General features: G+C 67.2%; 10 protein-coding genes. 4 read left to right on the top strand and 6 right to left on the bottom strand.

What is annotated here, in order from left to right:
• Positions 1 to 67: 67 nt before the first annotated feature.
• Positions 68 to 2,479, top strand: coding sequence for a hypothetical protein (locus ASC95_RS09240; RefSeq protein WP_057297451.1), 2,412 nt, complete (start codon positions 68 to 70; stop codon positions 2,477 to 2,479).
• On the top strand, positions 2,476 to 3,825 hold the full coding sequence (locus ASC95_RS09235) for a triacylglycerol lipase (protein ID WP_057297450.1): 1,350 nt from the start codon (positions 2,476 to 2,478) through the stop codon (positions 3,823 to 3,825). The genes ASC95_RS09240 and ASC95_RS09235 overlap by 4 nt, the downstream gene beginning before the upstream one ends.
• A 333-nt stretch (positions 3,826 to 4,158) precedes the next feature.
• Here the strand turns inward: ASC95_RS09235 and ASC95_RS30490 are convergent, their stop codons facing one another.
• Together ASC95_RS30490 and ASC95_RS09225 are read right to left on the bottom strand one after the other, a co-directional pair.
• Entirely contained in the window at positions 4,159 to 5,001 is an 843-nt protein-coding gene (locus tag ASC95_RS30490) for a hypothetical protein (RefSeq protein ID WP_157256041.1), read from the bottom strand.
• Between the two features lie 356 nt (positions 5,002 to 5,357).
• Entirely contained in the window at positions 5,358 to 5,867 is a 510-nt protein-coding gene (locus tag ASC95_RS09225) for a hypothetical protein (RefSeq protein ID WP_235537851.1), read from the bottom strand.
• 341 nt (positions 5,868 to 6,208) lie between these two features.
• Here ASC95_RS09225 and ASC95_RS30485 point away from each other — a divergent pair, with 341 nt between their 5' ends.
• Together ASC95_RS30485 and truD are read left to right on the top strand one after the other, a co-directional pair.
• Positions 6,209 to 6,661, top strand: a complete 453-nt coding sequence (locus tag ASC95_RS30485) for a hypothetical protein (protein ID WP_157256040.1) — start codon at positions 6,209 to 6,211, stop codon at positions 6,659 to 6,661.
• A gap of 227 nt (positions 6,662 to 6,888) precedes the next feature.
• Positions 6,889 to 7,902: a tRNA pseudouridine(13) synthase TruD gene (truD, locus tag ASC95_RS09220; protein ID WP_057297447.1), complete on the top strand. Its 1,014-nt coding sequence runs from the start codon at positions 6,889 to 6,891 to the stop codon at positions 7,900 to 7,902.
• A gap of 26 nt (positions 7,903 to 7,928) precedes the next feature.
• Here the strand turns inward: truD and ASC95_RS09215 are convergent, their stop codons facing one another.
• The 4 genes from ASC95_RS09215 to arsA form a co-directional block, all read right to left on the bottom strand.
• On the bottom strand, positions 7,929 to 10,805 hold the full coding sequence (locus ASC95_RS09215; protein ID WP_057297446.1) for a TIM-barrel domain-containing protein: 2,877 nt from the start codon (positions 10,803 to 10,805) through the stop codon (positions 7,929 to 7,931).
• Positions 10,806 to 10,810: 5 nt separating this feature from the next.
• Entirely contained in the window at positions 10,811 to 13,201 is a 2,391-nt protein-coding gene (locus ASC95_RS09210) for a glycoside hydrolase family 3 N-terminal domain-containing protein (RefSeq protein WP_057297445.1), read from the bottom strand.
• A 158-nt stretch (positions 13,202 to 13,359) separates the two neighbouring features.
• Complete coding sequence (locus tag ASC95_RS09205; RefSeq protein ID WP_057297444.1) at positions 13,360 to 15,600, bottom strand: beta-glucosidase; 2,241 nt, start codon at positions 15,598 to 15,600, stop codon at positions 13,360 to 13,362.
• Between the two features lie 107 nt (positions 15,601 to 15,707).
• Positions 15,708 to 17,750: an arsenical pump-driving ATPase gene (arsA, locus tag ASC95_RS09200; protein WP_200960114.1), complete on the bottom strand. Its 2,043-nt coding sequence runs from the start codon at positions 17,748 to 17,750 to the stop codon at positions 15,708 to 15,710.
• Between the last annotated feature and the right edge of the window lie 123 nt (positions 17,751 to 17,873).

Raw genomic sequence — 17,873 nt, 5'->3', positions numbered from 1 at the left:
GAAATCGGGGCGTTGCGCGCGTGCGCAGCGTCGCGATACTGCGGTCCCCTGAACAGGAGGACTGCCCGTGGGCAAGACCGGACTGCCGCCCGAGCATGAGCGCCTGCTCGAAGGCGTGCGCATCGCCAGTGCCAGCAACGCCCTGGGCCTGCCGCTGGCCAGCGTGGACACGCGCTCGCGCCAGAGCATGGCCCAGCAGGCACTGCGCTGGACCTATGTGCTGCGCTCCCGCCAGCGCTGGGTGCGCGACGCCAAGGCGCGCGAGCAGCACCAGATCGACGCCCGCGAGACGCTGAGGATCCTCGGCCTGGACGCCGCCGCGCTGCAGGCGCTGGGCCAGGCCTCGACGCTGGTCGTGCGCGTGCCCTTCCAGCACGAGGCGTTGTACTGGGAGGGGCGCATCTTCCCGTGGGAATACGTGCTGGCCGCGGCCACGCGCGAGCAGCGCCGCGCGGCCCAGGGTTTGCGGCCGCTGACCGTCATCCGCGAGCTCCAACTGCAGCACGAGGTGGAGGGCGAATGGCAGCCGGTGCCGCGCGAGCCCGTCGTGCTGCCGGCCTGGCGCGACCTGCGCGTGCTCATCATCAGCGCACTGCCGACGGAACTCTGCGAGCGCTGGAGCGTCGACGCCGAGCTGAAGAACCTCGCCGCTGCCCTGCCGGCCGAGGTGCCGGCACCGCGCGTGCTGAACTACCCCAGCCTGGAGGAGCTGGTGGCCGAGCTGGCCGCGCGGCCACCGCACTTGATCCACGTGGCCGGCATGGACAGCCACCAGGGCCTGCGCGAACTGGGCATCGTGGTCGGCAAGGGCGCCCTGGTCGAGGCGCCGGAGTCGGACGCCGTCGGCGCACCCGACCGCGTGCAGCCCATCGAAGAGCTGCTGGCCGACTCGCGCCGGGTGCTGGACGGCCTGCTGCTGCGCGGTGCCGGCGGCCACCCCCGCCTCGTGCATGCCCAGGCCCTGGCCGAGGCGGTGGCGGGCGCGGTAGGCGACTCGCCGCCCTATCTGACGACCCTCAACGTCTGGAACAGCGCCGCGCGCCTGGCGCCCATGCTGATCGCCGAGGGCGCCACGCTGGCGGCGCTGGGCTTCCAGGACGCCTTCGACGACTCGCTCGCCGAGTACGCGCTGACCCAGCTGCTGCGGCACCTGTTTGCCGGCGGCTTCGACCTGCCGGCCGCTTTCGCCAAGGTCTGGGAAGAAGTCAGGGCCCTGCCCGAGTCGGTGGACGCCACCGGCGTGACGCTGTGGCTGGGCGGCCCGGTCTTTGTCGACGACGCCACGCGCGCGGCCCACGAGGCCCAGCGCCGCGCCCTGGCCGCGGCAGCGCCGGCCTCCCGCGAGGTGCGCTGCGAGATCGAGCCCTTCCCCGAGCTGAACTACGCCGTGCTGCACAACGCCCAGCCGCTGTTCCGCCGCTTCGTGCTCAGCTGCGACGCGCCCGAGCGTGCCGAGCCGCTGGACGTGGAGGTGGCCGTTCACCTGGGCGACGAGGAGGCGCGCTACGAGCGGCGTGTCGTCATGCGCCACGAGCGCGAGAACCTGACCAAGGACATCCACGTGCCGCTGACGGCCGACGTCGCCCGCGGCGTGCACGAGGCCATCAACACCAGCCTGCAGGTGCGGGTGCGCCAGGGCGACAAGGTGCTGTACCACGACAGCCATCGGCTGCGCCTGCTGCCGGTGGACCAGTGGCGCGACAACCGCCGCGACGGCCAGTGGCTGCCGTCCTTCGTGCTGCCGCGCGACCCGGCCATCGTGCGCGCGGTGTCGCAGTCGCAGCGCTACAACCGCGTGCTGCGCGACGACCCGACGGCCGGCTTCGAAGGCTACCAATGCGTGCCAGACAACGCCGTGCAGGCCGGCGGTCGCGTCGCCGAAGAACTGCTGCAAGGCGTGGACCGCCAGGTCGAGGCGCTCTGGGCGACGCTGCTGCATGACTGGCAGCTCGGCTACATCAATCCGCCGCCCAGCTACAGCAAGCAGCTCGATTCGCAGCGCCTGCGCATGCCGTCCACCGTGCTGGCGGACCGCGCCGGCACCTGCATCGACCTGGCCCTGCTGTTCGCGGCCTGCCTGGAGCTGGTGGACATCTACCCCGTCGTCTTCCTGCTCGAAGGCCATGCGCTGCCGGGCTGGTGGCGCCACCCGTCCTTCCGCGAGGACTACATGCAGATGAAGGGCAACTTCAGCGGCGCCGTGCAGGCCGACGCCAGCGGCAGCTCGGCCGCCAATGCGCAGGCCGTGCCCTGGCACGCCGGCCGCGCCAGCTGGGACGAAGTGCGCCAGCTCATCCTGGACCGCAAGCTCGTGCCCATCGAGACCGTCAGGCTGACGGAGCACTGCGGCTTCATCGAGGCCATCGAGGCCGGCGTCGAGGCGCTGGCCGATCGCGCGGACTACGACTCCATGCTGGACATCATCACGGCGCGGCAGCGGCAGATCACGCCACTGCCTTTGCTGAGGGACGACCAATGAGCGCGGCGAGCCAGACGCTGTGGGCCGAGGTGGGTGACCAACTCGAAGTGTCTTCGCCAGGCGGTGAGGCGGCACGTGCGCCCATCCAGCAACGTCGCCGCCGCAGCTTCGATGCGAGTGCCGCGGACGGCCGCGCCGCTGTGCGTCTGCTGCGCGACGATGGGCTGCTGCGCTGGGTCTACGAGCCGCCCGTTCGCCAGCTCGGCACGCAGGGCCGGCGCAGCTGGCGCGCCTTCAGCCCCGAGTCGCGCGAGACCGTGCAGCGCATCGCCTTCCCGGAACTGGCGCCCAACCAGCTGACCGAGGCGCTGCAGGGCCTTGACCGGCGGCTCAACCCGGCGTTGGCCCAGCTGATCGCGCCTGCAGAAGGCCTGCGCCGTTGGGACGGCACGGGCTGGGTGGCGCTGGCGGCCGGCGAACTGGCGGCCCTGCAGGGCCGTGTGCTGGTGCTGGTGCATGGCACCTTCAGCGCCAGCGCGATGTACGCCAAGGAGTTCACCGCGACCGTGGATGGCGAAGCGCTGCTGCAGCGGCTCGCGGACGCCAGCGGCACTTATGCCGCGGTGCTGGCCTTTGACCATCCGACCCTCTCCGTCGCGCCCTGGCTGAACGCGCTGGCCCTGCGCGATGCGCTGGCGCCTTGCACTGCCGAGTTCGACTTCGTTGGCCACAGCCGCGGCGGCCTCGTCATCTCCTGGCTGCTGCGCATGGCGCCGACGCTGCGCGCCCGCCAGGCCTTGTTCGTCGGCTCGCCGCTGGCCGGCACCTCGCTGGCCGCACCCGACAAACTGCGCCAGGCGCTGGACACGCTGGCCAGCTTTGCCGATGCGGTTGCCGAGGTCGCCTCGCGCGCCGGCACGGTCGCACCGCCCGGGTTGGGCGTGCTCGCCCTGGGCGTGGGCGGCCTGGCTTGCGTGCTGGGCAAGGTGCTGGAGCTGGGCGCCCGCACGCCGCTGACCGACGCCGCCGTGGGCCTGGTGCCCGGGCTGCTGGCGCAGGGACGCGTGACCAACAACCTCGAACTGGCCCAGCTCTACCCGCTGTCCACCGGCGCCGAGCTGCGCGCCATCGGCGGCAGCTTCATGCCCAGCGAAGCCAACGAGCCGCTGTGGAAGCTGTGGAAGCGCGTGACGCATCTCAAGGGCCAGGCGATGTACTACGGCGCCGATCTGATCTTCGATCAGCCCAATGATCTGGTCGTGGACAGCGCGTCGATGAATCGCCTCGGCGACACGGTGCTGGCGGCGCCGCAGTGGGAGGATTTGGGCGTCAGCGCCGAGACGCACCACACCAACTACTTCCAGGATTTGCGGGTGTTGAACTGGCTGGATCGTCGGTTGCGGTGAGCCGCCGTAGTGACCGGTTGAATCCGCCAGCGATAGTGGTCAGTCAGCAAGCGGTGATACCGTGGCGGCTGGCGGAATAAGCCATCCAAGATGAAGCCTTCGATAAAACGGACCTTCGCCTAGGCACCTAGCCGGAGCCCACGACAGCCCTGATGGGCAGTTCGGTTGCGGCAAAGACCGCACCTTTTGCCGTTGATCCCTTGCGACGCGGTTTCGCCCTGATTCATCCCTGCCCAAGGGTGTATGTGCTTAATTTTTGCGAACCAAAGGTGCATAGAAGTGGACCACTGAAACGGTGAAAACGGGGCCGACATGCCCGCCGCTGCGGCAGTCCTATGGCGTTCTGGCCTTGTTCTTGTTCTGCGCGTTCACGACCTCTTGCGCCAGCCTGACTACCTCTTCTTGCGCGGCTAGCCGGGTTGCATCCGCGGCCCTCGTAGCGAGATCTCTCATCTGCCGGATCTCCATGATGTCCTTGGCAGCGCCAATACCACTTGTAAGCAGCGCAATAGAGGAGATACCCAGTGATGCCCATGCCATGGCGTCAGCACTGCTGAACTCGGCGATTAGCTTCCACTTGGAGCTGTCTGTCGGGACAGTCTGCCTGACGCTGTCAGTGAGCGCGGAGTACCAGCTATTGTTATACGACACGATATCGGCCGACTGATAAGTGGTATCAGCGTTCCAGTCTCCTCTAAATTGAAGCTGTGGCTGGGAGGTCAAGCGGTCCCAGTGATCGCCCTGTGCCGGCTCGTATTCGGAGGGCACCACAAGCTTTCTGGCAACGAACAATTGCCCTTTGATCCGAACAACGTCGCCAGGCGAGTACAGCCCGGTGGATGACCAATCGCTTCGCCAGTTCAAAGGACTGGACTCTTCACGAGGTACCGAGATCGTGAATGCGCCTTCTGGCAAGCGGGTCCACGACCCGTTAATGAAGGGCAGCCGTCCTTGGCGCAGGCCCCAATTGCGCACACGCTCCAAGTGAAGCGCCCCGTCGGCATTCGGCGGCATGCCGTTGGCTGTCGTTGACCCGTTGCTGACGTAGAACCCTCCGGGCAGCGGAACGCCGTCCGCGTGAACAGCTGGGACCCAGACCAACTCGGCGGCTTGGTAGTCGGAACCCGCCGACCAGATACCGGCCCAACGAAACGGTGAAGGAATGGTGTCGATCATGATGCTCTCCCTAACGCCACAACAGTGCGGCTTCGCAAATCTATCGGGAGTGACGCAGTTGCGGCAAAGGCTGATACGACTTCATGTTTGGGATTGATGAGCAACCGCTCCAGAATGTCGCGAATCTTGGCAGCGGCGTGTCGATAGTCGACGCATGGCACTACCTCCTCCCGCCGACGGGTTTCCGCCTGAGGCGATGCTCTACTTCAACCAGCCCGGTAGGTTGGGGTGAGCGTTGCGAACCCCAACATGATCAGGCCGACCGCATCAACTGGGGTTCAGTACCTTCACCCCAACCTACGAGCTCAAGCTTCAAAGCACAAAACGACCACGTCGCCAGCAGCTCGCATCATCTGCTACGTCGCCGATGCGGTCCCCCAAAGCAAGGCTTCGAGTTGATCGCGTGGATATGGTGTACGTCTGTCTTCACTGTGCAGCTTGACGTAGAAGTCATTGATGACTGTGGCGACTGACGCATGGCGGTGAACGATCGCAGCCACGTTGGAAGGAATACCGGGGACAAGTTGATGCATCGCTTGACCCTGTGCGGCGGCCCGCACCAAGTCGTAACGATCTAGCGGTCTGTCTACCGCTGGCGCGAAAGCTTTGACCAACCAATTGACCCATTTGGCCAGTGCGTAGCCGCGGTCCAGGCTCGCGTTGTGATGCAGGTAGCTCAATTCGTCCGTCGAAAGCGCAAAGCGTGCTGATGTGGCCAGGCCGAGGTCAGCAAAGTACAGGCGTTGCCCGTCAGTCAGGATGTTCCCGTGGTGCGCATCGCCGTGGAGCAAGCCCAATGAGTTCATCAAGGGAACGTCGACTGTCAGGCCGCGCTCGACCATCGCCAGGGCCGACTCCGTTGCCAAGTTGCGCGGAGCAATTTGGCGCTCCAGCCACGCACTAAGAGTCCAGTACCTTCACCCCAACCTACGAGCTCGAGATGCTCAGGCCGACCAAGGACAGATATGGGTGAGCAAGCGGACGTTTCAGACCCTAGACTCGCGCTATGACACGGCCACCTTGGTGTGCGGTTCTGCGGCACCGTGTTCTTCTGGGTTGCTTACTAGCCATTTCGCTTCTGAAAACTTCTGCAGGCGCTATGGAGGGCGGCGACCAAAAAAATCCCTCCCATGACCCATCGATTTGTAATGGCGGACCGCCCCCGCGCGGTCTAGACACGCCGGCGCTAGTACGGTTGGCCCTTCAAATGATTGCGAAGTGCCCCGATATTGATGGCGGTGGCGAATTGCTTGAACGGTCCGCCCAAGCGGCAAGCGATTGGGCGAATTTTCAACTGGGTTCGCTTTACATGGAGGATGTTGGAGCCAGATCGAAGTCCGGAAGATTTCGGCTTAACCGCAAGAAGTCACTAGAACACTTGCGACTCGTGCGTGGCGAACACCTTGCGATGGCAAACGTGTTGGTGGCCGCAAACTTGTTGGAGCAGTCCGTGGATGATGCTTCCTTGCGACCTTTAGGGGAGGCTGAACTAGAACGTGCGCGAACGTATTTGGTCGATGAGGGCGCCAAACTGGACGCCAAAGAGACGGATGATCCGGAAGCAATTGCCCGTCACATGCAGTTGTATGAGGCGTGGCGGGTGCTGGCCGGAGTGGCACGAACATTCAATGTTGCGTCAATGCGAGATTTTCTCTGGTGAGAGATGGCCGATGACTGCATCCAGCCTTGCACAGTCATTGGCCACTACCCAACGCACTTCCGTCCCGCCCGGGTCCGTGGGTTGACGTCGCCGCCCGAAGGCCGCCTGTCGTAGCGCGCAACGGTTCCCATCGAATCGGGTCTGTTGACGCTCGTAGGGAGAGAATCACTGCCCCTGGTCGGCTAGACACCCTGCCCCTATCTACAGCTGGTGCCGCCAGACCGCTCATGACCCACGCTCAATACTCGACCTTGCCGCAGTGGCCCAACGCTTATCCGGCCAGCGGCGCCAGCGCCACCCTGAAACTCCTCAACGAGGATTTCATCGTCACCGAACTGCCGCTGCAGCTGCCCTCCGGTGAGGGCGAACACATCTGGCTGGACATCCAAAAGAACGGTGCCAACACCGCCTTCGTCGCCCAGCAGCTGGCCGAGGCCGCCGGCGTGCAGGAAATGGATGTGGGCTATGCCGGCCTCAAGGACCGCTACGCCATCACGCGACAGTGGTTCAGCATCTATCTACCGAAGGGAGAGACGCCCGACCTGACTCTGCTTCAGCACCCGGAATTCAAAGTGCTGGGTCAGAGCCGTCACGTGAAGAAGCTGCGCCGCGGTGACTTGCAGGGCAACCGATTCCGCATCGTGCTGCGTGACGTGACCGGCGACCGCGACGCGATGGAGGCCAATCTCAAGGCCGTTGCGTCACATGGCGTGCCCAACTACTTCGGCGCTCAGCGTTTCGGCCACGACGGTGGCAACGTCGAGCAGGGCCGCGCCATGCTGGCGCGCGAAATCCGCGTGCGCAACCCGAAGAAGAAGGGCATCTACCTGTCGGCGGTGCGCTCCTTCGTCTTCAATGAAGTGCTGGCGCTGCGAATTCAACAGGGACTCTGGGGCAAGGCCCTGGCCGGTGATGTGATGGACGAGGCGGGCCGGCCCACCGGGCCGCTGTGGGGACGGGGCCGCGTGAGCACCACAGACCAAGCGCAGGCCGTGGAAAACGGCGTGGCGGAACGTCACGCCACCTTGTGCGACGGCATGGAACACGCCGGCCTGGATCAGGAGCGCCGCACCCTGGTGGCGAGCCCGGCGGACATGTCATGGGAATGGCCGCAAGCCGATCAACTGGTGCTCACGTTCACCTTGCCCGCCGGGACTTACGCCACTTCCGTTCTGAACGAAATCCTGCGCACCACGGAGCCTGACCGGCACACGGAGAACGAGCCTGCGGCTGTCGATTGACAGGGGCCTCACCGCCGGCGGTGCCCTTACGGCGCCTTGACGACGATACGGTCCCCTGAATAGGTCACGGGAACAGCGGGCGCATCGAAGTCGACGGTGCGGTCGCCGGGCTTGAGGAAGCGGATGTTGAAGGTTCTGCTGCGCACCATGCCGGAATAAGCCCCGAAGCGCGGCCCGATGGTGACTTCGGCGCGCTTGTCGTCATAGACAAACGGGATGCGCGTGTACTGGCCGGCCTGGTACGAGTTCGAAACGCCGTCGTCTTCGTAGAGGCTGTAGCTGCCGTCGGCGCCGGTATAGACATGGAGGGTGAGCGGCGCGTCGGGTTTCTCGTCCACATATTGCGTGATGGGCCCCATCGGCACGATGGCGCCCGCTCTGACGAAAAGCGGCATCCGGTCCAGCGGTGCGGCCATGGTTCGCGCCTGGCCGCCCTTGACCGCCTCACCCGTCCAGAAGTCGTACCAGGTCGACGTGCCAGGGAAGTAGACCGTGCGGGACGTCGCGCCGTACCGCGTCACCGGCGCCACCAGCATCGATTGGCCGAACAGGTACTGGTCGGCGATCTTCTTGGCCTTGGCGTCTGCCGGGAAGTCGAGAGCCAGGCCGCGCATGATGGGCGCGCCCTCGTAGTGGCTGTCCGCGGCGGCCGTGTAGATATAGGGCATCAGCCGGTAGCGCAGCTCCAGGAACCACACCATGTTGGCCCGCATGGCGGAGCCCTCGGGCGCGATTTCATGGATCTCGCGCTTCACGCCTTCACCGTGGCTGCGCATCAACGGTGAGAAGGCGCCGAACTGCCACCAGCGCTGGTTCAGCTCCTGCCACTCCTTCAGGTCTTCGGCGGTACGCACGCCGCCTCCCACGCGGTTCTCCTGGAGCCCCGCGACCGACTTGTCCTGGAACCGGGCTTCCTGCGAATAGCCGCCGATGTCGTGCGACCAGTTGGGCACGCCCGAGAACCCTGTCTGAACGCCCGCGGAGATCTGCTTGTACAGGCTGTCCCAGGTGCCGACGACGTCGCCCGACCACACGGCCGCCGCGTTGCGCTGCACGCCCGCGAAGCCGGAGCGGGTCAGGATGAATGGGCGCACGTCGGGCCGGTCCCGCTGCAGGCCGTCGTGAACGGCCTGGGTGGCCATGGTGGCGTAGGCGTTGGTCACCAGCGCGCCCGGCCCCAACTGCGTCGGCGTGATCAGTTCGGCTATCTCTTCGGGGCTGGCGTTGGAGCGCACGTCCGGTTCGGTGTTGTCCATCCACCAGGCATCGAAGCCGAGGTCGACCAGGGGCTTCTTCATCTGGCGATAGAAGATGTCCCGCGCTTCCTGGTTGTAGGGCGAAAAGTGGCTGTTGAGATGGCCCGCGCCGACCCAGTCCTTCATGCCGAGCTCGACATTGCGGCGCCACATATAGCCCTTGGCGTCCAGCTCCTTGTAGTTGGCGGTGTTCGGATAGAACTTGCCCCAGACCGAAATCATGATCCTGGCATGCTGGCGATGCACTTCATCGACCATGCCCTTGGGATCGGGGAAGCGTGTGGCATCAAACCCATGGCTGCCCCACTGGTCCTCCGGCCAGTAGAACCAGTCCTGCACGATGTTGTCGATGGGCCAGCGGTTGGCGCGGTAGGTCTTGAGCACGCCGAGCAACTCGGCCTGGGTGCGGTAGCGCTGCCGGGACTGCCAGAAGCCGTAGGCCCATTTCGGCATCATCGGCGGGATGCCGGTGACCTGGTGATAGCCGCGAATGACGCCTTGCATCGAGTCGGCGCCGATGAAGTAGTAGTTCAGGCCGGTGCCGGCTTCGGACGCAAAGCGCAGCGAATGCTTGTCGGCGGCCGGCTCGGGGTCGGAGTGGTGCAGCGAGATGAGACCGCTCGTCGGCCGCCATTCGACATGCAGGCTGACCGGCTTGCCCGGGCTGAACGGCTGCTCGAAATTGTTGTACCAGCCGTTCCAGTTCGCGCGCCAGATGCCATGGTCGAAAAGGGTCTTTCCTTCGACCTTCAGCGTCACGTAGTCTGAAGCGAACAGGCGCATCTTGTGCAGCCCGGGCTTGTCGGAAGTGGCCGTGCCCTCCCAGACGACCCTGACCTTCTTGCTTCGAGTGGCTGCTTTGCTCAGCGCGGCGTCGGTGGGCCAGTAGCTGCGGACGTCGCTGAGGAACTGATAGCGGATGTCGGGCTCCACGCGGGTCAGGATCAGTTGATCGTCGACGTAATACTTCGCAGTCAGGCCGCTGGCGCCGTCCAGCGCGGTGAGCTTCAGGTCACGACTGGCCAGCCCGAAGCGCTGCGGATTGCCGAAGCGCGTGACGGCGTTGTTGTCCCAGAGCACGCCGTAGTTCCGGTCGGACACGACGAACGGGATGGCGATGTCCATGTTGTGCTGGCGCAGCTCGATGTCCTCGCCATTCAAATCCATCTGCGCATTCTGGTGCTGCCCCAGGCCGAAGAACGCCTCGCTCGTGCCCCGGTTGAACTGGGCGGAAGGGGCGACATAGGGCCGGCCCTCGACAACGACCGGCGGGAGGTCGGCGCGCTCCGTCGTCAACACGGCGACACCCTTGGCGTCGAGGAAGGTGACCCGGCCGTCCTTCAGCGACACCCGGGCCGACGCCTTGCCTGCATCGAGGGTCACGGCCTCGGGGCTGGCCTTCACCGTGAAGCGCCCGCTCGGCTTCGCAACGGCCATCAGCGACTCGAGCTGCGGACGCGCCGGATCGTCGACGCCGGTGACGTGGATGATCGTCTCGGTGATGGCATCGAGGCGAAGCTCCTTCACGCTGCCCGTATCGGGCTTCACCACCACGCCCGTGGGCGTTTGCTGGTAGGTACCGGCGAAGGAAGTCGTCGTCGCCAGCAACGTGGCGGCGAGCAGGGAAAGCGAGAAGGAGGGCGTCATGTCGTTCAGGCCGCGGTGACCGTCAGCGTGGTGGTCTTCAGGTCGACGCTGCTGGAGCCGGTCATGAGGGTGAAGCTGCCGGGCTCGACGACGCGCTTCATGTCCATGCCGTAGAACTGGAGTTCTGCCGGTGTGATCGTCAGGGTCACGGTCCGCTTCTCGCCGGGCGCCAGCGTCACGCGGGCGAAGCCCTTGAGTTCCTTGACGGGGCGGGTCACGGAGGAAACGTCATCGCGGATGTAGAGCTGCACGACCTCGTCGCCCGGGCGCTTGCCTGTGTTGGTGACGTCCACGGAGACGGTCACGCTGTCCGCCGGCCCGATGGTGGCCTTGGACAGCCGCGGCTCCGACAGGGCGAACGTCGTGTAGCTGAGACCGAAGCCGAAGGGGTAGAGCGGCGTGTTGTCTGCCCCGAGGTAGCCGCGGTTGGCCGTCGGCTTGGCGTTGTAGTAGACGGGCAGCTGCCCCGCGTTGCGCGGGAAGCTGATCGGCAACTTGCCGCCCGGGTTGGCGCGCCCGAACAGGATGTCGGCGGCCGCATGGCCGGTTTCCTGGCCGAGGTACCAGCCTTCGATGATGGCGCTGGCCTTGGCCTGCAGCAGGTTGATCGCCAGCGGCTTGCCGTTGAGGAGGAAGACGACCGTCGGCTTGTTCAACGCAAAGATGGCGGCTGCCAGGTCGTTCTGCTGGCCGATCAGTTCCAGCGAATCCCGGTCGCCCAGATGGGTGTCCGACCAGGCCTCGCGGGTGGTCTGCTCGTTGTCACCCAGCACCATGACGATGGTGTCCGCCGCCTTGGCCGCTTCGACCGCCTCGGCGATGAGGCGGGCATTGACCGCCGGGGAGATGAACCGCACCTCGTCTTCCGTCCACTCGCGCTTCTCGGTCAGCCGAACCGCTTCGCGGTACTCGAAGGCGAAGCCTTGCGACTTCGCTTCGCTGGCCAGTGCGTCGTGGATGGACACCACATGGCGAGGGATGTCGGAGTAGCCGCCGATGGGCGTGTCCTTGGCATGCGTGCCCAGCAGCAGCAGCTTGCCGACCTTTTTGCCGTCGAGCGGCAGCACCCCGTCGTTCTTCAGCAGCACAACCGATCGCACCGCCGCTTCGCGCGCCAGGGCCACCGCGTCCGGTGTGGCGGTCAGGCCATCGGCCTTGGCGGCGTCGACGTAGGGGTCTTCGAACAGTCCGGCGAGGAACTTCAGCTCCAGGATGCGACGCACGACGACGTCGATCTCTGCCTCCTTGATGCGGCCGGCCTTCACCAGGTTGACGAGCTCGGGGAAGCCGCCGGTGTCAGGCGTTTCGATGTCGACCCCGGCGCTGAAGGCGCGATAGGCCGCCTCCTTCATGTCCGGCACCAGCCGGTGGCGCGACACCAGATCCCCAATCGCGAAGTAGTCCGACACCGTCAGGCCCTTGAAGCCCCATTCACCGCGCAGGATGGTCTTCAGCAGCCACGGGTTGGCATGTGAGGGCACGCCGTCGATCTCGTTGTACGAGGGCATGACGGCCGCGATCGGCGTCTCGCGGATGATCTTCTCGAATGGCGGGAAGAAGACTTCGCGCAGCACCCGCTCGGAGATCTGCGCGGGCGCGGTGTTGATGCCGCGCTCGGGCTGGCCATGCCCCGTCATGTGCTTGAGCGTCGCCAGCACCTTGGCTGGCGCCAGCTTGCGCTCGGTGCCGGAAAAACCAATCACGGCGGCCTTGCCCAGCACGCCCGTCAGGTAGGGGTCTTCGCCGAGGGTTTCCTCCACGCGGCCCCAACGCGGGTCGCGGCAGACATCGACGACCGGCGCCAAGGCCATGTGGGCACCCCGCGCCCGCATCTCCCGGGCGCAGACAGAAAAGATCCGCTCGATCAGCGCCGGGTCGAAGGACGACGCCAGGCCAATCGCCTGCGGGAAGCAGGTCGCGTCGCGCGCCGCATAGCCATGCAGGCTTTCCTCATGCATGAACAGCGGGATGCCCAGCCGCGTGTGTTGCACGGCCCAGGCCTGGGCGGCATTGACGTAGGCCGCCGTCTCGGCCGCCGCGCGGTTGGCCATGTTGGCATCGGCACCGGCGTTCTGGTTGGCCACGCCCTTGCGGTCGCTCGGGCGGCCCAGCATGCCCAAGCCGTGCGGCAGCGCCTGCGCAGCCCGTACCGCGTCGAAGTCACCGCGTTCGTTCTGCACGCGGTTCTTGCCGATCCAGATGCACATCATCTGGGCCACCTTCTCCTCCAGCGTCATGCGGGAAAGCAGGTCGTTCACGCGCGGTTCAACGCCTGCGGAAGTCTGCTTGTAGAGCGGCTGATCGGAGGGTGCCGCCACCGCATGGCCCGCCGCGGCAAGCCCGACGGCACCGACACCTTGGACAAAGTTGCGACGCGTCACACCGGTATTCCTCATGGTCTCTTTCGTGGGCGTTTCAGTCTGGGCGCACACCCTAACGCAGGGCGGCGCATGGCGGCAGATACTGACGGGAAAGGGGCGTACCCGCATGCGGCCCGACCCGGACGCGCATCAGGTCGAAGAGGCCTGCACCAACCCAGGCTTGAGCGAAGCTGCTAGCGCCTCAGCTGGGCGGAAGTGAACCTGCGGCCCGCCAGCGCCAATTTGGCAGTGGCACGGATGTCGTCCGAGCCCGCACCGAGCTGCACTTCATAGGTGCCTGGCGCGATGACCCATTCGCCGGTCGCCTCGTCGAAGGTGGCCAGCAGCCGGGGATCGATCGTGACCGCGCTGGTGCCGGTCTCGCCGGGCTTGAGCTTGAGCTTGTCAAAGCCGACCAGTCGCCGGGGCGCCTCCCAATGCGCGCTCTGCGGTGCACGCACATAGACCTGGCCGACCGAGTCGCCCGCGCGGCTGCCGGCGTTGCGGATCGAGAACTTGACGGTCACCTGCGCCTTGGCCTGGCTCGCCTGCAGGCCACCCAACTCGAAGCTGGTGTACGACAGGCCGTGGCCAAAGGCGTACAGCGGCTTGTGGCCGTGCAGGTCGAACCACTTGTAGCCGACCGCCGCGCCCTCGGTGTAGCGGACCGTGAACAGCGGGCCGTCCGACTTGCCGGCGATCTGCCGGCGCACCAGTTGGTCGGTGCTCGCAGGGAAGGTAATGGGCAGGCGGCCGGACGGGTTGACCTCGCCGGTGAGGATGCGGGCGATGGCTTCGCCGCCGGCGGCGCCCGGGTAGAAGGCCGCAAGGATCGCCTTCACGTCCGGCTGCCAGGGCATCAGGATCGCGCCGCCGCTCTCGACGACGACGACCGTGTTCGGGTTGGCCTTGGCGGCCGCGCTGACGATGTCGTTCTGGTTGCCTTCGAGCGTCAGCGACGCGTCCAGCGACTCGGCCGTCCATTGGTGGACGAAGACGATGGCGACGTCCGCTGCCGCCGCGGCCTTGGCTGCCGACGCCACGTCGGTGCCCGCGTCGAAGCTGAACTGCGTCGACGGCATGCGTTGCTGCAAGGCCTTCATCGGCGACGAGGGCTGCCACACCTGGGTCAGCCAGCCACCCGGCCCGAGGCCCGGCACCGCGTTGCCGCCGATGGGCGTGACCGATGCCGAGCCGCCGCCGGCGAGCACCGCCTTGTCGGCATACGAGCCAATCAGGGCCACGCGCTTGGGTGCGACCAGCGGCAGCACGCCGGCCTCGTTCTTCAGCAGCACCAGGGACTGCTCCGCGGCCGACTGCGAGACCTTGGCGTGGGCCGCGAAGTCGATGGGGCCGGCCTTGACGGTGTGGTCCATCACGCCCTTGTCGAACATCGCCCACAGGATGCGCCGCGCCATGTCGTCGACACGGGACTGCGGCACCGAGCCGTCCTCGACGGCCTCCTTCAGCGGCTTGGCAAAGTACGGGGCCTTGTCGAAGGGAAAGCCGGACTGCTGGTCGAGGCCGGCCGTGGCGGCGAGCACCGTCGAGTGCACGGCGCCCCAGTCGGACATGACATAGCCCTTGTAGCCCCAGTCGCCCTTGAGCACCTGGTTCTGCCAGAAGGCGTTCTGGCAGGCGTAGACGTCGTTGATGCGGTTGTACGAGCACATCACCGAGCCCGGGCTGGACTTCTCGATGGCGAGCTCGAAGGCCAGCGCGTCGCTCATGCGCAGCGCGGCGGGCGAGACCTGTGCGCTGACGATGTTGCGGCCGGTCTCCTGCGCGTTGATCAGGTAGTGCTTGATCGTCGAGATGATGTGGTTGGACTGCACGCCGCGGATCAGCCCGGCGGCCATGTCGGCGGCCAACAGCGGGTCCTCGCCGGTGTACTCGAAGTTGCGGCCGTTCTGCGGCTCACGCGCCAGGTTGACGCCGCCCGCGAGCATGACGTTGAAGCCCGATTGCCGGGCCTCCAGGCCGATCATCTTGCCGCCGGCCTCTGCCACGCGCGGGTCCCAGCTGGCGGCAGTGGCCAGCGACGACGGCAGGGAGGTGCGCTCCAGGTTGGGGTTGCGCACGCCGATGGAGGCGTCGGCCTGGTGCTGGGCCGGGATACCCAGCCGGGGGATGCCGGGGATGTAGCCGGCCGAGCCCGGAATCACCGTGGCGATGACTTCCTTGGTGTTGACGCCGGGGATCACGGCGCTGTCCACCTGCGCCAGCTGGTCGCCCGAGGCGTATCCAAACACCAGCAGCAGCTTCTCGTCCAGCGTCATGGCCTTGAGCAGCAGCTCGGTGCGCTGGACTGATGTCTTGCTGCCGTTCATCCAGGGCCTGGACGCAATGGCGTCGGCCGCGTGCGCCGACGGGCAGGCGCTGCACAGCGCGAGCCACACCGCCGTGGTCATCAGGGAAGCGTTCAGGGATTTCATGGGGCTGAGCCTGCAGGGGGTCGAGTCGGGCCCTTCGAGGATCGAAGAGGCGGCTGGACTCTACAGGCGTCGCGCCATGCCGGCGCGTGCCGGCGTTAGCACCGGTATCAGGCTGCGCCCGGTGTGGCCACCGCGGGGAGGGTCAGCCGGGACAACTCGCCGACGCCGACGGGGGGCACCGGCAGCCATGGCAGCGCGAACAGCTGCCGCGCCAGGCCGGCGGACATGCGCTCGATCTGGCGCCGCTCGCCAGCCAGCCGGGCCGCGAGCAGCGGGTCGCGCGTGCCGGCGGCCAGCACGCTCTTGTTGAGCACCCAGGCATGCGGCTCGATGCCCGCGCGGCGCAGGTCGTCCTGCAGCGCCGAGGCCTGTGACACCGGCGTCACCTCGGGCAGGGTGACGAGGATGATCTTGGTGTAGCTGGCATCCTGCAGCCGCATCAGCGGCGTGATGACGCGTGCCGCGGTCTGCCCCTCGAAGGCGCGCGTCATCTGCCGGTGGTAGGCGCCGGTGGCGTCCATCAGCAGCATGGAGTGGCCGGTGGGCGCGGTGTCGAGCACGACGAAGGCGCTGCGCGCCTCGCTGACGATGCGCGAGAAGGCGTGGAACACGGCCACCTCCTCGGTGCAGGGCGACTGCAGATCTTCGAGCAGCAGGGCCCGCTCCTGCGCGTCCAGCCCGGGCGAGCGGGCGGCCATTATCTTGTCGATGTAGTGCTGCGTCTCGGCCTTGGGGTCGATGCGGCTGAGCTGCAGCCCGGGCACTTCGCCGTCCAGCGTGCGGGCGAGGTGCGCCGCGGGGTCGGTGGTGCTCAGGTGCACGGTCTTGCCGCGCGCCACCAGGCCCAGGGCCAGGGCCGCGGCGATGGTGGTCTTGCCGACGCCACCCTTGCCCATGACCATGATCAGGCCGTGGCCGGCGGCGGCCAGGTCGTCGGCCAGGGCCGCGAGGCCGGGCAGCGGCGGGCCGGCCGGCGCGGGCGCTGCAGCCGTGACAGCCGTGGCGGGCATGGTGATGGCGGCTGCGCCGGGGGCCAGCAGGGCGCGCAGCGCGAGCAGGCCGACGGTGTCGAAGGCGCGCAGCGGCACGTGGTCCTGCGGCAGCTCGCGCAGCGCGGCGGGCATGTCGGCGAGGGCCTGCTGGCCGAGGTCCTCGATGGCGCGGGCGACGGCATCGCCGCGGTCGCTGGCATGGAAGACGCCGTTGATCGCCAGGCGCTGGTTGTGCAGGCCGAGGGCGTGCAGGTCGGCGCAGGTGCGTGCGGCCTCGGCGATGGCGCCGCGGTCGGGGCGGGTGACGAGGACGACGGTGGTCCGCGCCGGATCGCTCAGGGTCTGCAGCGCGGCCTTGAAGCGGTCCTCCTGCATCTTCAGCCCCGAATGCGGGCCCAGGCACGAGGCGCCCCGGTCGTTGCCCTGCAGGAAGCCGGTCCAGGCCTTGGGCAGGCTGAGCAGGCGCAGGGTGTGGCCGGTGGGCGCGGTGTCGAAGACGATGTGGTCCCAGGGCTGGGCGCGGTCGGCCAGCAGCGACGAGAACTCGTCGAAGGCGGCAATCTCGGTCGTGCAGGCGCCGGAAAGCTGCTCGCGCACGGTCGCGAGCTCGTCGGCGCTGGCCTGGGCATCCATCTGAGCAAGCACGCGCTGACGGTAGGACTCGGCGGCGTTGTCGGGGTCGATGTTGAGCACCGACAGGCCCGGTGCGCCGGGCACCGGCACCGGCGTGTTGCGCAGCGGCACGCCCAGCATCTCGTCGAGGTTGGAGGCCGCGTCGGTGCTGACCAGCAGCACCCGCTTGCCGGCGTCGGCCAGCGTCAGCGCGGCGGCGGTGGACAGCGAGGTCTTGCCGACGCCGCCCTTGCCAGTGAAGAAGAGGTGGCGCGTCGGCCGGCTCAGCAAGCCGATGCCTGCCGCCTGCAGCCAGGCGCGCACCGCCGCATGCGAGGGCAGGCCGCCGCTGTGCACGACCTGGCCGTCGATGACGACAGCCGGCGTGGCGTGCACACCGTGCGCGCGGATGTCGTCGGGGTTCTCGACCTTGATGATCGCGACCTCGATGCCGAGCTCCTCGGCGGCGCGCTCGACGAGGCCGATGGTGCTCCGGCACTTGCTGCAGCCGCTGCCGAGCACCTGGACGTTCAGGGGATGGTTCATGCCTGCACTGTGCGCCGCGGCGGCGCGCAGGCCTTGATCGTCATCAAGCCCGGTCCAGCCGGGCGCCGGCGGGTTTTCAGGAGCCCAGGCGCGCCGTGGCGGCTCGGTTTTGGCCCCCACAAT

This window comes from Pelomonas sp. Root1217 (assembly GCF_001425705.1).
Classification (GTDB): Bacteria; Pseudomonadota; Gammaproteobacteria; order Burkholderiales; family Burkholderiaceae_C; genus Pelomonas.
This window is presented reverse-complemented; position numbering and strand designations above follow the sequence as displayed.

Excerpts from the sequence above, each read along its gene's own strand:
- ASC95_RS09205 (WP_057297444.1), bottom strand. The coding sequence starts at position 15,600 with ATGAAATCCCTGAACGCTTCCCTGATGACCACGGCGGTGTGGCTCGCG.
- ASC95_RS30490 (WP_157256041.1), bottom strand. The coding sequence starts at position 5,001 with ATGATCGACACCATTCCTTCACCGTTTCGTTGGGCCGGTATCTGGTCG.
- ASC95_RS09210 (WP_057297445.1), bottom strand. The coding sequence starts at position 13,201 with ATGAGGAATACCGGTGTGACGCGTCGCAACTTTGTCCAAGGTGTCGGT.
- ASC95_RS30485 (WP_157256040.1), top strand. The coding sequence starts at position 6,209 with ATGATTGCGAAGTGCCCCGATATTGATGGCGGTGGCGAATTGCTTGAA.
- truD (WP_057297447.1), top strand. The coding sequence starts at position 6,889 with ATGACCCACGCTCAATACTCGACCTTGCCGCAGTGGCCCAACGCTTAT.
- arsA (WP_200960114.1), bottom strand. The coding sequence starts at position 17,750 with ATGAACCATCCCCTGAACGTCCAGGTGCTCGGCAGCGGCTGCAGCAAG.
- ASC95_RS09235 (WP_057297450.1), top strand. The coding sequence starts at position 2,476 with ATGAGCGCGGCGAGCCAGACGCTGTGGGCCGAGGTGGGTGACCAACTC.
- ASC95_RS09215 (WP_057297446.1), bottom strand. The coding sequence starts at position 10,805 with ATGACGCCCTCCTTCTCGCTTTCCCTGCTCGCCGCCACGTTGCTGGCG.